Origin of the sequence: Pseudomonas flexibilis, assembly GCF_000806415.1 — a bacterium.
In the GTDB taxonomy this organism is placed as follows: Bacteria; Pseudomonadota; Gammaproteobacteria; order Pseudomonadales; family Pseudomonadaceae; genus Serpens; species Serpens flexibilis.
Genome location: NZ_JTAK01000001.1, coordinates 374,764 through 388,267 on the forward strand (window position 1 = coordinate 374,764; position 13,504 = coordinate 388,267).

Sequence of the window (13,504 nt, forward strand, 5' to 3'; positions counted from 1 at the left end):
TCAAAATTGTTATCATCTCGCCCCATGAATACGACTCCCTCCCCGACCTCCGGCGTACAGATGCTGGAAGTCGCGCCGGAACTGGCCGGCCAGCGCATCGACAACTTCCTGCGTACGCAATTGAAAGGCGTCCCCAAGACGCTGATCTATCGCATCCTGCGCAAGGGCGAGGTGCGCGTGAACAAAGGGCGAATCAAGCCCGAATACAAGCTGCAGGCCGGCGATGTGGTGCGCGTTCCGCCGCTGCGCCTGGCCGAGCGCGACGAGCCGGCGCCGTTGGCGCAGGGGCTGTTGGAGCGGCTGGAAGCGTCCATCGTTTATGAGGACAAGGCCCTGCTGGTGATCAACAAGCCGACCGGCATTGCCGTCCATGGTGGCAGCGGCCTGTCCTATGGTGTCATCGAAGCGTTCCGCCAGTTGCGTCCGGATGCCAAGGATCTCGAGCTGGTGCACCGGCTGGATCGGGATACCTCGGGGCTGCTGATGATCGCCAAGAAGCGCAGCATGCTGCGCCATCTGCACGAGGCGCTGCGCGGCGACGGCGTCGACAAGCGCTACCTGGCGCTGGTGCGCGGCAGCTGGCCGACCTCCAAGAAGAAGGTCAGTGCGCCCTTGCTGAAAAACAACCTGCGTTCGGGCGAGCGCATGGTCGAGGTCAATGACGAGGGCAAGGATGCGCTCACCGAGTTTCGGGTGGTTCGGCGCTTCGGCGAGTTCGCCACCCTGGTCGAGGCCAGCCCGATCACCGGACGGACCCACCAGATCCGCGTGCATGCCCGCCACGCCGGCCATGCGATCGCTGGCGACGCCAAGTACGGCGATGAGGAATTCACTCGGGAGATTCGCGAGCTGGGCGGCAAGCGCCTGTTCCTGCATGCCCATGCCCTGACGGTCACGCTGCCCGATGGCGCCGCGCTGACTCTGGAGGCGCCGGTGGATGAGATGTGGGCTCAGACCCTGGAGCGGCTGGGTGCCTGATTACCAACTGTTGGTTTTCGACTGGGATGGCACGCTGGCCGACTCGGTGTCGCGCATCATCGAGTCGGTACTGGCGGCCGCCGATCGGTTTGACCTGCAGCCGCCGGATGAGGCGCAGATTCGCGGCATCATCGGTCTGGGCCTGCCCGAGGCTATCGCGGCACTCTACCCTGAGCTGGACTCCGGGTTGGCCGAGCATTTCCGCCTGGCCTACGCCGATCATTACCTGACGCTGGATGGTGCGCCGCCGCCGCTGTTTCCCGGGGTCGTCGAGGGTCTGGAGACGCTGCGCGACGCCGGTTATCGCCTGGCGGTGGCCACCGGCAAGAGCCGTCGCGGCCTGCAGCGCGCCCTCGCGGGGCATGGCTGGCTGGATTACTTCGAAGTCACCCGTTGTGCCGATGAAACCGCCAGCAAGCCTGATCCGCGCATGCTGCACGAGATCCTGGATCATTGCGGAGTCAGTGCCGGGCGTGCGCTGATGATCGGCGATGCAACCTTCGATCTGCAGATGGCGCGCAATGCGGGAATGGATGCGGTGGCGGTCGGCTATGGTGCGCAGCCGCTGGAGCGCCTGCGGCCTTTTGCGCCGCGCCTGGAAATCATGGAATTCGCCGAGCTGCGCGACTGGCTGATGCCGGTGGTGCATCGGCACTCACTTGAGGGTGTGTAATGGCTGACGAGTGGAAGGCGCCCGAAGACAAGGGCGAGGACAAGAGCTGGAGGCTACTGGAAAAGGCTGTGCTGGCGGGTGTGCAGGAACAGCGCCGTGCCCGGCGCTGGGGCATCTTCTTCAAGTTGCTCACCTTTGCCTACCTGTTTGGCGCCCTGGTGCTGTTTGCGCCCTGGAAGGGTGAGCGAGGCGTTGCCTCGGGGGGTAACCATACTGCGCTGATTGAAGTGCGCGGCATGATCGCCGATGAGGAGAATGCCAGTGCCGACAACATCGTCGGCAGTCTGCGTGCTGCTTTCAAGGATGCCGGTACGCGCGGCGTCGTCTTGCGCATCAACAGTCCGGGGGGCAGTCCGGTACAGTCAGGCTACATCTATGACGAGATTCGCCGGCTACGGACCGAATATCCGCAGACCCGCGTGTATGCCGTGATCACCGACCTGGGGGCCTCTGGCGCTTATTACATTGCCAGTGCGGCGGATGCCATTTATGCCGACAAGGCCAGTCTGGTGGGCTCGATCGGTGTGACGGCGGCTGGTTTCGGTTTCGTGGGTGCCATGGAAAAGCTGGGTATCGACCGCCGCCTCTATACGGCGGGGGAGCACAAGGCCTTCCTGGATCCCTTCTCGCCGCCGCGGGCTGATGAAGCTGAGTTCTGGGAGTCGGTGCTGCAGACGACGCATCGCCAATTCATCGACAGTGTCCGCAAGGGGCGGGGTGCTCGCCTGAAGGATGCCGAGCATCCGGAGCTATTCTCGGGGCTGGTCTGGTCCGGCGAACAGGCGTTGGAGCTGGGGCTGGTTGACGGACTGGCCAGCAGTAGCCAGGTGGCGCGCGAGGTGATCGGCGAGGAACGTATCGTCGACTTCACCCGCAAGGACACGCCCCTAGATCGTTTTGCCAAGAAGCTGGGTGCTGGTGTGGCGGCGCACCTTTCGCCCTGGCTGGGCCTGCAAGGCCCGAGCCTGCGTTGAGTGGGTGAGGCGGTCAGGGTACCTGAATACCCTCCGCCTCCAGCATGTCCACCAGTCGAATCAGCGGCAGGCCGACCAGGCTGGTGATGTCGTCCCCTTCCGTGCGGCGAAACAGGCTGATGCCCAGTGCCTCGCACTTGAAGCTGCCGGCGCAGTCGTAGGGCTGCTCGGTGCGCAGATAGCGCTCGATGCGGGCGTCGTCCAGCTCGCGGAAATGCACGGTGAAGGGTACGCAGGCCACCTGGCTGCGGCCGCTGCGCGCGTTGTGCAGGCACAGTCCGGTGAGGAAGCTGACGCTGCGCCCGCTGGCGGCGCGTAATTGATCCCGGGCGCGTTCGAAAGTGCCGGGCTTGCCGATCAGTTGGTCGTCCAGCACGGCCACCTGATCGGAGCCGATGATCAGGTGCTCCGGGTACTGGTCGGCCAGGGCGTGCGCCTTCTGCTGCGCCAGGCGGCTGGCCAGGGCAAGGCCGTTCTCCCCGGGCAGGGGCGATTCGTCGATGTTGGCTGCCGCGTAGTCGAAAGGCAGGCGCAGGCGAGCCAGAAGTTCGCGTCGATAGATCGAGCCGGAGGCCAGCAGAATGGGTGGCATGCGCGCTTCCTTTTATAGGTATTCCGGGTGCGGATTCTAAGCCTGTGTCAGCCCGGCGCCCAGGCAGGAATTTCCTTTGACAGGGGGGAGTTAGCTCCCTAGAATCTCGCGCCTATGTTGAATGGGCCGATTCCACCTCACGTTGATCCACGCAAGCTGGCTGACCGCGGCGCAGTGCTCGAGGGCGAAATTCCCTTGGCCTCCCTGCCGCGGCTGGCCGAGCAGATGGTCGACCACGCCGGTACGGTACGCGCGAAGCTGAGCTTCGAGCGGGACGAGCGCCGCGCGGTTGTCATTCATGGCGAGTTCAGTGTCGAGGCCAAGATGGTATGCCAGCGCTGCCTGGACGTTGCCACCCTGCCGATCCATGGCGAGTACCATTACGCCGTGATCCCGGAGGGTAGCAAACAGGTCGTGCCGAAAGGTTACGATGCGCTGGAGGTGGGGGAGGACCCTCTGGATTTGCTGACACTGGTCGAGGATGAGCTGTTGCTGGCCTTGCCGATCGTTCCGGTCCACGATTCCAGCGTCTGTCAGCAACCGGCGGGTCAAGATGATCCTCAGCCGAGCGAGGACGAAGTTTCGCGGCCCAACCCGTTCAGCGTACTGGCGCAGTTAAAGCGCGACCCAAACGTTTAGGAGTTAATCAGTTATGGCTGTTCAGCAGAACAAAAAATCCCGTTCGGCACGCGACATGCGCCGCTCCCACGACGCCCTGGAGCCCAACGCTCTGTCCGTCGAAAAGAGCACCGGTGAAGTCCACCTGCGCCACCACGTGTCGCCGGAAGGCTTCTACCGTGGTCGCAAGGTGATCGACAAGGACTCCGCCGAGTAATCCTTGTCCGCTTCGATCATCGCCATCGATGCAATGGGTGGGGACTTCGGTCCCCACTGCGTTGTTCCTGCCAGTCTGGCCTGTCTGGCAGAAAATCCCCTCCTTAGACTGGCGCTCGTCGGTCAGGCACCTCTTCTCGAAAAGATCCTCTCCCGCCATTCTGGCGTGGATCGTTCCCGGCTGCACATCGTTCACGCCTCGCAAGTCATCGGCATGCAGGAGCGCCCGTCCCAGGCGCTGCGTGGCAAGCCCGATGCGTCCATGCGCGTGGCGCTGGAAATGGTCCGTGACGGTCGCGCGCGCGCCTGCGTAAGTGCCGGCAATACCGGTGCGCTGATGGCGCTGTCCCGCTATGTGCTCAAGACCCTGCCGGGTGTCGACCGGCCGGCCATGATGGCGGCACTGCCGACCCGTACCGGCAGCTGCTACCTGCTGGATCTGGGGGCCAATGTGGACTGCGGTGCCGAGCACCTCTATCAGTTCGCGGTCATGGGTTCGGTGGCGGCCGAGGCGCTGGGGGTGCGCCGGCCGCGCGTGGCGCTGCTCAACGTGGGCGCCGAGGACATCAAGGGCAATCAGCAGGTCAAGCTGGCGGCCAGCCTGCTGCGCGAGGCGCGGGCGATCAATTTTATTGGCTACATCGAAGGCGACGGACTGTATCGCGGCGAGGCGGATGTGGTGGTGTGCGACGGTTTCGTCGGCAACATCCTGCTCAAGTCCAGCGAGGGGCTGGCGGAAATGGTGGCCGAGCGCATTCGCGGGCTGTTCGAACGCAGCCTGCCGGCGCGCCTGGTCGGCCTGCTGGCATTGCCGCTTCTGCGCTCCCTGCGTCAGGAATTGCGGCCGGCGGCCCACAATGGAGCCAGCTTTCTCGGCCTGCAGGGCATCGTGATCAAGAGTCACGGCGGCGCGGCGGAGGAAGGCTTCCAGAGCGCCATTCGTCGCGCTTCGGCGGAAATCCGCGAAAATCTCCCGCAGCGCCTGCATGGGCGTCTCGAAGACCTGCTGTTATAGGTTATCGCGCATGATGTGACTGGCCTTCACGGGCTGTCATCCAATGCTCAATTCGTTGCGCTCCACAGTCGAGCGCAATGGTTTCGACGAAGACATCAAGGATTTTTTCCATGTCCGTAACCTCCGCATTCGTCTTCCCCGGTCAGGGTTCGCAATCGCTCGGCATGCTGGGCGAGATCGGCGCGCAGCAGCGTCTGGTGCTCGATACCTTCGCCGAGGCTTCCGAGGCGCTGGGCTATGACCTCTGGGCGCTGACCCAGAACGGCCCCGAAGAGCAGCTGAACCAGACCGACAAGACCCAGCCGGCGATTCTCACGGCCTCCATGGCGCTGTGGCGCCTGTGGCTGACCGAGAACGGCGCGCGTCCGGCCTATGTCGCCGGCCACAGCCTGGGCGAGTACTCGGCGCTGGTCGCTGCCGGCAGCCTGCCGTTCGCCGCTGCCGTCAAGCTGGTGGAGCTGCGTGGCCAGCTGATGCAGCAGGCCGTGCCGGCCGGGCAGGGCGGTATGGCCGCTATTCTCGGTCTGGAGGATGATGACGTGCGTGCCGCCTGCGCCGAAGCGACCCAGGGCGAAGTGGTCAGTGCGGTGAACTTCAATGCCCCCGGCCAGGTGGTCATCGCCGGTGGCGCCGCTGCCGTGGCCCGTGCCGTCGAGGTGTGCAAGGCCAAGGGCGCCAAGCGCGCCATGCCGCTGCCGGTCAGTGTGCCGTCCCATTGCGACCTGATGCGTCCGGCGGCCGAGCGTTTTGCCGAAGCCGTGGCCGCCCTCGACTGGCAGGCGCCGCAGATCCCCCTGGTGCAGAACGTCAGCGCCGACGTGGTCAATGATCTGGATACCCTCAAGCGCGACCTGTTGGCTCAGCTGTACAGCCCGGTGCGCTGGGTCGAGTCGATGCAGCGTCTGGGAGCCTGCGGCGTCACTGCGCTGGTCGAGTGCGGGCCTGGCAAGGTACTCTCCGGCCTCAACAAGCGTTGCGTGAAGGGCGTGGACACCTACAGCCTGGATACCCCCGAAGCCTTTGCGGCGACCCGCGCCGCCCTGGCTTGATCAAGGAGAACGTTTCAATGAGTTTGCAAGGTAAGGTTGCCCTGGTCACCGGCGCCAGCCGCGGCATCGGTCAGGCCATCGCCCTCGAGCTGGGCCGTCAGGGCGCTGTGGTGGTCGGTACCGCCACCTCCGCCGCCGGCGCCGAGCGCATCGCCGAAACCCTGAAGAGCAATGGCATTCAGGGCGGTGGTCTGGTGCTCGACGTGAGCAGCGATGAGTCCGTGACTGCCGCTCTGGCGCAGATCCAGGAACAATACGGCCAGCTGGCGATCCTGGTAAACAACGCCGGCATCACTCGCGACAACCTGATGCTGCGCATGAAGGATGACGAGTGGTTCGACGTCATCAACACCAACCTGAACAGTCTTTACCGTCTGTCCAAGGCGGTGCTGCGCGGCATGACCAAGGCCCGCTGGGGTCGTATCATCAACGTCGGCTCGGTGGTGGGTGCCATGGGCAACGCCGGGCAGAGCAACTACGCGGCCGCCAAGGCCGGCGTGGAAGGTTTCAGTCGTGCGCTGGCCCGTGAAGTCGGTTCGCGCAATATCACTGTGAACACCGTGGCCCCGGGTTTCATCGACACCGACATGACCCGCGAACTGCCCGAGGCGCAGCGCGAGGCCCTGCTGACCCAGATTCCCCTGGCTCGCCTGGGGCAGGCCGAGGAAATTGCCAAGGTGGTCAGCTTCCTGGCTTCCGACGGTGCGGCCTACGTGACCGGAGCAACGATTCCGGTCAATGGCGGCATGTATATGTGATGCCAAAATGTGACCCCGACCGACAGGCCGTTGTCAGAAGGGCTGTCCGAATTCATGTTGAATGGTCGGGGCACGGAATTACAGTCGATCAGGTCGGGATCTCCCGGCTTGAAATGTGAAAAACCCTTTCTATACACTTACCCGCAGTCCAGCTGCCTGGATTTGTCCATAGGAGTGAAAACAAGGTATGAGCACCATCGAAGAACGCGTCAAGAAGATCGTTGCTGAGCAACTTGGCGTCAAAGAAGAGGAAGTCACCAACAGCGCTTCCTTCGTCGAAGATCTGGGCGCCGACTCTCTTGACACCGTCGAGCTGGTGATGGCTCTCGAAGAGGAATTCGAGACCGAAATCCCGGACGAGCAAGCTGAGAAGATCACCACCGTCCAGGAAGCCATCGATTACATCAATGCCCACGCGCAGTAAGTAATCGAACGCTTTCGAGGCGAGAGAAGCCGCACAACCTCACGGGCGTGCGGCTTTTTCTTGTGGCGGGAAGAATCCCGCACACCTCCCGTCCTGTCGTCGGGAGGATGGCCGAGCGGACTGCTGCGGCCTTTCCGTTAGTGAACAAGAGGACAAAACAGTGTCGCGTAGACGTGTCGTGGTCACCGGGATGGGTATGCTTTCGCCGCTGGGTACCGATGTGCCGAGCAGCTGGGAAGGTGTTCTGGCTGGCCGCAGCGGCATCGGTCCGCTTGAGCACATGGATGTCTCTGCCTTTTCCACCCGCTTTGGCGGCTCGGTGAAGGGTTTCGATGTCGAGCAATACCTGCCCGCCAAGGAGGCGCGCAAGCTCGACCTGTTCATCCAGTACGGTCTGGCCGCCAGCTTCCAGGCGGTACGTCATTCCGGACTGGAAATCACCGATGCCAATCGTGAGCGCATCGGCGTAGCCATGGGCTCCGGTATCGGCGGCCTGACCAATATCGAGAACAACTGCAAATCGTTGTTCGAGCAAGGGCCGCGGCGCATTTCGCCGTTCTTCGTGCCCGGCTCGATCATCAACATGGTGTCCGGCTTCCTGTCCATCCACCTGGGCATCCAGGGACCGAACTACGCGGTGACCACCGCCTGCACCACCGGCACCCACAGCATCGGCATGGCGGCGCGCAACATCGCCTATGGCGAGGCTGACGTGATGATCGCCGGCGGCTCGGAAATGGCCGCCTGTGGCCTGGGGCTCGGTGGTTTCGGTGCCGCCCGTGCCCTGTCTACCCGCAACGACGAGCCGACGCGGGCCAGCCGCCCGTGGGACAAGGACCGTGACGGTTTCGTGCTGTCCGACGGTGCCGGTGCCCTGGTGCTGGAAGAGCTCGAACATGCCCGGGCGCGCGGGGCCACCATCTATGCCGAGCTGGTCGGCTTCGGCATGAGCGGTGACGCCTACCACATGACTGCTCCGCCGGAGAACGGTGCCGGCGCGGCGCGCTGCATGGTCAATGCGCTGCGCGATGCCGGTCTGAATCCGGACCAGGTGCAGTACATCAATGCCCATGGCACCTCCACGGCCGCCGGTGACCTGGCGGAAGCGGCCGCCATCAAGTCGGTGTTCGGCGAGCACGCCTATCGTCTGGCGGTTTCCTCCACCAAGTCGATGACCGGTCACTTGCTGGGCGCTGCCGGTGCGGTCGAGGCGATCTTCAGCGTGCTGGCGATCCGCGACCAGGTGGCGCCGCCGACCATCAACCTGGAGAATCCGGACGAGGGCTGCGACCTCGACTTCGTGCCCGGCGAAGCCCGCGCCCTGCCGATCGAGGTGGTGGTGTCCAACTCCTTCGGCTTCGGTGGCACCAACGGCTCGCTGGTCTTCCGCCGGTTCAACGGCTGATGCTGAGCTGGGTCGACGGTCGCCCGGCTGCGGAGCTGCCGCTGAGCGACCGCGGCCTGGCTTACGGTGACGGGTTGTTTGAAACCCTCGCCGTGCGTCATGGCCAGCCTTGTCTGCTGGCAGCTCACCTGCAACGCCTGCGGCTGGGTTGCGAGCGACTGGGTATTCCTTTTGACGAGGCCCTGGTGACCGATGAGCTGCTGGCCTTCTGCGCTGCAGTGGGCGACGGCGTGGCCAAGCTGATCGTGACCCGGGGCGATGGATTGCGCGGCTATGCGCCGCCGACGCCGGTACAACCACGGCGTCTGTTGCTGGCCAGCCCCTTGCCGGCCTATCCCGTCGGGCATGCCGAGCAGGGCGTCGAGCTGTTCCCCTGTGCGTTGCGCCTGGCCGAGCAGCCACGCCTGGCCGGCCTCAAACACCTCAACCGCCTCGAGCAGGTGCTGGCGCGCGCCGAATGGCAGGATTCCTGTTACGCGGAAGGTCTGTTGCGCGATCAGGCGGGGCGGCCCATCGAGGGCGTGTTCAGCAATCTGTTTCTGGTCAGTGACGGTCGACTGCTGACCCCGTCCCTGGAGCGCTGCGGCGTCGCTGGCGTGATGCGCGGCGCCCTGCTTGAGCAGGCGCACGCGTTGGGCATTGCTTGCGAAGTCCGCGACCTTGCCTTCGACGAATTGCTGGCGGCGCAGGAAATCTTTCTCTGCAACAGTGTCTATGGCGTCTGGCCGGTGCGCCGTCTTGAGACCCGTGTATGGCTGCCCGGGCCGCTCACCCGTAAACTGCAGGGCGTCGCCCGCACCCTCCTGGATTGTTGAACGTGATACGTACATTGTTGAGGCTGCTCGTCGGCGGCCTGCTGTTGGTTGTCCTTGTACTGGGTTACGCCTTCTGGCAACAGCGCGCGGCGCTGCAACAGCCGCTGAAATTGGATGAAGCCAGGTTGCTGGATGTGCCGGCTGGCTCCACGCCGGTCGGGCTGATCAATCGTCTGGAGCGCGATGGCCTGCTGGAGGGCAGCCTCTGGCTGCGCCTGCACTGGCGTCTGTACCGGGCCGGCCAGACCCTGCACGGCGGTGAATACCGCCTGGAGCCCGGAATGACGGTCAACGAACTGTTCGAAGCCTGGGTCAGCGGCAAGGTGGTGCAGTACAGCCTGACCCTGGTGGAAGGCTGGAACATCCGTCAGTTGCGTGCCGCGCTGGCTGCCCAGGAAAAGCTGGAACAGACGCTGGCAGGGGTGGATGATGCCGAGCTCATGCGCCGGGTCGGCGAACCGGGCATGCACCCGGAAGGTCGCTTCTTTCCCGATACCTACCGCTACGTACGGGGCATGCGGGACATCGACCTGCTGATCCAGGCCAACCGCCGGCTGCGCCAGGTGCTGGCTGAAGAATGGGCGGCGCGGGCCACCGGGCTGCCCTACAAGAATGACTACGAGGCGCTGATCATGGCGTCGATCATCGAAAAGGAGACCGGTGTGCCCGCCGAACGCGGCCAGATTGCCGGCGTGTTCGTCCGCCGCCTGGAAAAGCGCATGCGCCTGCAGACCGACCCCACGGTGATCTACGGCATGGGCGAGCGCTATGCCGGCAAGATCCGCCGTAGCGACCTGCGCGAAGCCACGCCCTACAACACCTATGTGATCTCCGGCATGCCGCCGACGCCGATCGCCATGGTCGGCCGCGAGGCGATCCACGCAGCGCTGCAGCCGGAGCCGGGCAACACCCTGTACTTCGTGGCCCGCGGCGATGGCAGCCATGTGTTCTCCTCCACGCTGGAGGAGCATCTGCGTGCCGTACGCCAGTATCAGCTCAAGCGTCGGGCCGACTATCGGTCGAGTCCGGCGCCCATCAGCAAGGAAACCCCGTGAGCGGCCTGTTTATCACCCTGGAAGGCCCGGAAGGTGCCGGCAAGACCACCAATCGCGAGTTTCTCGCCGAGCGCCTGCGCACTGCGGGGCACGAGGTTCTGCTGACCCGGGAGCCGGGCGGCACGCCGTTGGCCGAGCGCATTCGCGAGCTGCTGCTGGCGCCCAGCGATGAGCCGATGGCCACGGATACCGAACTGTTGCTGATGTTCGCCGCCCGCGCGCAGCACCTGGATCAGGTCATCCGCCCAGCGTTGGCGGCCGGCAAGGTGGTGCTTTGCGATCGCTTCACCGATGCCACCTACGCCTATCAGGGCGGTGGGCGTGGTGTGAGCGAGGCGCGGATCGCCGTGCTTGAGGACTTCGTGCAGGGTACGCTGCGGCCGGATCTGACGTTGGTGTTCGATCTGCCGGTCGACGTCGGGCTGGCCCGGGCCGCGGCGCGCGGCCGGCTGGATCGCTTCGAGCAGGAGGGACCTGCGTTCTTCGAGGCTGTGCGCCAGACCTACCTGCGCCGCGCCGCCCTGAATCCGCAGCGCTACCGGATCATCGATGCCGGCCAGCCGCTGGTCGACGTCCAGCGCCAGCTCGAGCGTCTGCTGCCGGAACTGCTGGAGCGTCAGCCGTGAACGACATCCTTCCCTGGCAGGCGGCGTTGTGGAAACAGCTGGCCGGTCGACGGCAGCACGCCCACGCCTACCTGCTGCACGGCCCGCAGGGTACCGGCAAGCGCATCCTGGCCGAGCGCCTGATGGCACTGCTGCTCTGTCAGCAGCCGGTCGACGCGCAGGCGTGCGGCCAGTGCAAGGCCTGTCAGCTGCTGGCGGCCGGTACGCACCCGGACCACTACGTGCTGGAACCGGAAGAGGTCGACAAACCAATCAAGATCGACCAGGTGCGTGACCTGGTGAGCTTCGTGGTGCAGACCGCCCAGATGGGCGGGCGCAAGGTGGTGTTGCTGGAGCCGGCCGAGGCGATGAACCTGAATGCCGCCAACGCGCTGCTCAAGAGCCTGGAGGAGCCCTCCGGGGATACCGTGCTGCTGCTCATCAGCCATCAGCCCAGTCGCTTGCTGCCAACCATCAAGAGCCGTTGCGTGCAGCAGGCCTGCCCCCTGCCGGATCACAAGCAGAGTCTGGCCTGGCTGCGCCAGTCGCTGCCGGAGCTGGATGCCGACACGCTGGAGGCCTTGCTGGCACTGGCCGCCGGCTCGCCGCTGGCAGCGCAGCGGCTGCACGCCCAGGGCGTGCTGGACCAGCGCGCGCTGGTGGTGGAGGGCGTCAAGAAGCTGATCAAGCGCCAGCAGAGTCCCAGCCAGCTCGCCGAGGCTTGGAATGCCGTGCCGCTGTCGATGCTGTTCGACTGGTTCTGCGACTGGACACACCGGATGCTGCGTTTCCAGTTGACCGCCGACACGCGGGGGCTCGGCCCGGTGGACATGGCCAAGGTGATCGAATACCTGGCGGGCAAGGTTTCCCAGCCGCGTTTGCTGGTGCTGCAGGACTGGCTGCTGGAGCAGCGCCACAAGGTGCTGGGCAAGGCCAACCTCAACCGTGCGCTGCTTCTCGAAGCCCTGCTGGTGCAGTGGGCGGAGCTGCCGAGCCACGGCTAGAATCGTCCCTCGCCACCGTGAGGGAGACACCATGACCACGCCGAGTCCGGGAGCCCGCAATGGCATCCTGTCGCTGACCATCAAGGACAAGGCGGTGCTGTACGCCGCCTACATGCCGTTCATCAAGGGCGGCGGGCTGTTCATCCCCACCAGCAAGACCTATCGCCTCGGCGACGAGGTGTTCCTGTTGCTGAACCTGATGGACGAGCCGGAAAAGATTCCGGTAGCCGGCAGGGTGGCGTGGATCACGCCCCGCGGCGCCCAGGGCAACCGCGCGGCTGGCGTCGGCGTGCAGTTCAACGAGAGTGACAACATCGCCCGCAACAAGATCGAGACCTACCTGGCCGGCGCGCTCAAGTCCGACCGGGTTACTCACACCCTGTAGCGCTCTAAGGTGGCCATCGAGGGCGTATAATGCGTGCCCTCTTCGCCTTGCCGAGCCGTCTTGCCATGTTGGTCGATTCCCACTGCCACCTAGATCGCCTGGACCTTTCCGCTCACGGAGGTTCGCTGGATGCCGCGCTGCAGGCGGCACGTGAACGGGACGTGGGGCATTTCCTGTGCATTGGCGTCAGCGCCGCCAATGCCGCCACGGTTCGTGAGCTGAGTCAGCGTTACGGGGATGTGGACTGCTCGGTCGGTGTGCATCCCCTGGACCTGCAGCCCGGCGCCGAGCCGGCGCTCGACTGGCTGCTCGCCGAACTGGCGCATCCCCACGTGGTGGCAATCGGAGAAACGGGCCTGGACTACCACTACGAGCCGGAAGCCGCGGAGTTGCAGCAGGCATCCTTCCGTCTGCACCTGCAGGCGGCCCGCATCACCGGCAAGCCGGTGATCGTGCATACCCGGGCCGCGCGCGAGGATACCCTGACGCTGCTGCGCGAGGCGGATCTGCCCCAGGCGGGCGTGCTGCACTGCTTCACCGAGGATTGGGACATGGCGCGCGCGGCGCTGGATCTGGGGTTCTACATTTCCCTCTCCGGTATCGTCACCTTCCGCAACGCAGACATGCTCCGCGAGGTCGCCCGGCAGGTTCCGGCGGACCGGCTGCTGGTGGAAACGGATGCCCCGTATCTCGCGCCGATTCCCCATCGTGGCAAGCCCAATCTCCCGCAGTATGTGCGCGAGGTGGCCGAGTTTCTCGCCGAACTGCGCAGCGTTCCCTATGCCACTCTGGCTGAGCAGACCACCGCGAACTTCAGGCGCCTGTTCCCGCTGGCGCGTGTCCGTCAGGCCTGAGCCAAGGCATAAAAAAACCCGGATTCTGGGGGATGAATCCGGGTTAAGGACCATTAGGAGTAAAAACAAGCAAGGGTACGCACT

17 protein-coding genes are annotated in these 13,504 nt (G+C 64.9%); 16 read left to right on the forward strand and 1 reads right to left on the reverse strand.

Going from position 1 to position 13,504, the window contains the following annotated elements; all coding sequences use genetic code 11:
* Positions 1-24 precede the first annotated feature (24 nt).
* The 3 genes from rluC to PT85_RS01860 are packed head-to-tail and all read left to right on the forward strand — an operon-like array spanning position 25 to position 2,625.
* The gene (gene rluC, locus PT85_RS01850; RefSeq protein ID WP_027591277.1) at positions 25-978 is read left to right on the forward strand and encodes a 23S rRNA pseudouridine(955/2504/2580) synthase RluC; all 954 of its coding nucleotides are present in this window, start codon (positions 25-27) and stop codon (positions 976-978) included.
* Positions 971-1,651 carry an HAD-IA family hydrolase gene (locus PT85_RS01855; RefSeq protein ID WP_039562873.1) on the forward strand — a complete coding sequence of 227 codons (681 nt, stop codon included), beginning with the start codon at positions 971-973 and terminating at the stop codon, positions 1,649-1,651. The genes rluC and PT85_RS01855 overlap by 8 nt, the downstream gene beginning before the upstream one ends.
* A complete protein-coding gene (locus tag PT85_RS01860) occupies positions 1,651-2,625 on the forward strand; it encodes a S49 family peptidase (protein ID WP_039605767.1) in 975 nt (324 codons plus the stop codon). The genes PT85_RS01855 and PT85_RS01860 overlap by 1 nt, the downstream gene beginning before the upstream one ends.
* 13 nt (positions 2,626-2,638) lie before the next feature.
* Here the strand turns inward: PT85_RS01860 and PT85_RS01865 are convergent, their stop codons facing one another.
* Positions 2,639-3,217, reverse strand: a complete 579-nt coding sequence (locus PT85_RS01865) for a Maf family protein (RefSeq protein WP_039605768.1) — start codon at positions 3,215-3,217, stop codon at positions 2,639-2,641.
* Positions 3,218-3,331: 114 nt separating this feature from the next.
* Here PT85_RS01865 and PT85_RS01870 point away from each other — a divergent pair, with 114 nt between their 5' ends.
* The 13 genes from PT85_RS01870 to PT85_RS01930 all read left to right on the forward strand — a co-directional run bounded on the left by PT85_RS01870 (position 3,332) and on the right by PT85_RS01930 (position 13,420).
* The gene (locus PT85_RS01870) at positions 3,332-3,856 is read left to right on the forward strand and encodes a YceD family protein (protein ID WP_039605769.1); all 525 of its coding nucleotides are present in this window, start codon (positions 3,332-3,334) and stop codon (positions 3,854-3,856) included.
* Between the two features lie 13 nt (positions 3,857-3,869).
* Entirely contained in the window at positions 3,870-4,052 is a 183-nt protein-coding gene (gene rpmF, locus PT85_RS01875) for a 50S ribosomal protein L32 (RefSeq protein WP_027591282.1), read from the forward strand.
* A 3-nt stretch (positions 4,053-4,055) separates the two neighbouring features.
* On the forward strand, positions 4,056-5,066 hold the full coding sequence (plsX, locus tag PT85_RS01880) for a phosphate acyltransferase PlsX (protein ID WP_074467548.1): 1,011 nt from the start codon (positions 4,056-4,058) through the stop codon (positions 5,064-5,066).
* Between the two features lie 110 nt (positions 5,067-5,176).
* Entirely contained in the window at positions 5,177-6,115 is a 939-nt protein-coding gene (gene fabD, locus PT85_RS01885; protein ID WP_039605770.1) for an ACP S-malonyltransferase, read from the forward strand.
* A 17-nt stretch (positions 6,116-6,132) separates the two neighbouring features.
* Positions 6,133-6,873, forward strand: a complete 741-nt coding sequence (gene fabG / locus PT85_RS01890; RefSeq protein ID WP_039605771.1) for a 3-oxoacyl-ACP reductase FabG — start codon at positions 6,133-6,135, stop codon at positions 6,871-6,873.
* Between the two features lie 187 nt (positions 6,874-7,060).
* Positions 7,061-7,297 carry an acyl carrier protein gene (gene acpP, locus PT85_RS01895; protein WP_003283670.1) on the forward strand — a complete coding sequence of 79 codons (237 nt, stop codon included), beginning with the start codon at positions 7,061-7,063 and terminating at the stop codon, positions 7,295-7,297.
* A 160-nt stretch (positions 7,298-7,457) separates the two neighbouring features.
* The gene (gene fabF / locus PT85_RS01900; RefSeq protein WP_027591286.1) at positions 7,458-8,702 is read left to right on the forward strand and encodes a beta-ketoacyl-ACP synthase II; all 1,245 of its coding nucleotides are present in this window, start codon (positions 7,458-7,460) and stop codon (positions 8,700-8,702) included.
* Positions 8,702-9,517 (forward strand): aminodeoxychorismate lyase, encoded by an 816-nt coding sequence (gene pabC / locus PT85_RS01905; protein WP_039605772.1) that lies wholly within the window; start codon positions 8,702-8,704, stop codon positions 9,515-9,517. The genes fabF and pabC overlap by 1 nt, the downstream gene beginning before the upstream one ends.
* Before the next feature lie 2 nt (positions 9,518-9,519).
* The gene (gene mltG, locus PT85_RS01910; protein ID WP_037009449.1) at positions 9,520-10,572 is read left to right on the forward strand and encodes an endolytic transglycosylase MltG; all 1,053 of its coding nucleotides are present in this window, start codon (positions 9,520-9,522) and stop codon (positions 10,570-10,572) included.
* On the forward strand, positions 10,569-11,198 hold the full coding sequence (gene tmk / locus PT85_RS01915; RefSeq protein WP_039605773.1) for a dTMP kinase: 630 nt from the start codon (positions 10,569-10,571) through the stop codon (positions 11,196-11,198). The genes mltG and tmk overlap by 4 nt, the downstream gene beginning before the upstream one ends.
* A complete protein-coding gene (locus PT85_RS01920; RefSeq protein ID WP_039562902.1) occupies positions 11,195-12,181 on the forward strand; it encodes a DNA polymerase III subunit delta' in 987 nt (328 codons plus the stop codon). The genes tmk and PT85_RS01920 overlap by 4 nt, the downstream gene beginning before the upstream one ends.
* 31 nt (positions 12,182-12,212) lie before the next feature.
* Complete coding sequence (locus tag PT85_RS01925) at positions 12,213-12,566, forward strand: PilZ domain-containing protein (protein WP_027591290.1); 354 nt, start codon at positions 12,213-12,215, stop codon at positions 12,564-12,566.
* A gap of 65 nt (positions 12,567-12,631) precedes the next feature.
* The gene (locus tag PT85_RS01930; protein ID WP_027591291.1) at positions 12,632-13,420 is read left to right on the forward strand and encodes a TatD family hydrolase; all 789 of its coding nucleotides are present in this window, start codon (positions 12,632-12,634) and stop codon (positions 13,418-13,420) included.
* The last annotated feature ends 84 nt before the right edge of the window (positions 13,421-13,504 follow it).

Bases quoted from the DNA above. Each gene is read 5' to 3' on its own strand.
- PT85_RS01860 (WP_039605767.1), top strand. From the start codon at position 1,651: ATGGCTGACGAGTGGAAGGCGCCCGAAGACAAGGGCGAGGACAAGAGC.
- rpmF (WP_027591282.1), top strand. From the start codon at position 3,870: ATGGCTGTTCAGCAGAACAAAAAATCCCGTTCGGCACGCGACATGCGC.
- PT85_RS01930 (WP_027591291.1), top strand. From the start codon at position 12,632: ATGTTGGTCGATTCCCACTGCCACCTAGATCGCCTGGACCTTTCCGCT.
- fabG (WP_039605771.1), top strand. From the start codon at position 6,133: ATGAGTTTGCAAGGTAAGGTTGCCCTGGTCACCGGCGCCAGCCGCGGC.
- pabC (WP_039605772.1), top strand. From the start codon at position 8,702: ATGCTGAGCTGGGTCGACGGTCGCCCGGCTGCGGAGCTGCCGCTGAGC.
- fabD (WP_039605770.1), top strand. From the start codon at position 5,177: ATGTCCGTAACCTCCGCATTCGTCTTCCCCGGTCAGGGTTCGCAATCG.
- PT85_RS01925 (WP_027591290.1), top strand. From the start codon at position 12,213: ATGACCACGCCGAGTCCGGGAGCCCGCAATGGCATCCTGTCGCTGACC.
- rluC (WP_027591277.1), top strand. From the start codon at position 25: ATGAATACGACTCCCTCCCCGACCTCCGGCGTACAGATGCTGGAAGTC.
- PT85_RS01870 (WP_039605769.1), top strand. From the start codon at position 3,332: ATGTTGAATGGGCCGATTCCACCTCACGTTGATCCACGCAAGCTGGCT.
- acpP (WP_003283670.1), top strand. From the start codon at position 7,061: ATGAGCACCATCGAAGAACGCGTCAAGAAGATCGTTGCTGAGCAACTT.
- PT85_RS01865 (WP_039605768.1), bottom strand. From the start codon at position 3,217: ATGCCACCCATTCTGCTGGCCTCCGGCTCGATCTATCGACGCGAACTT.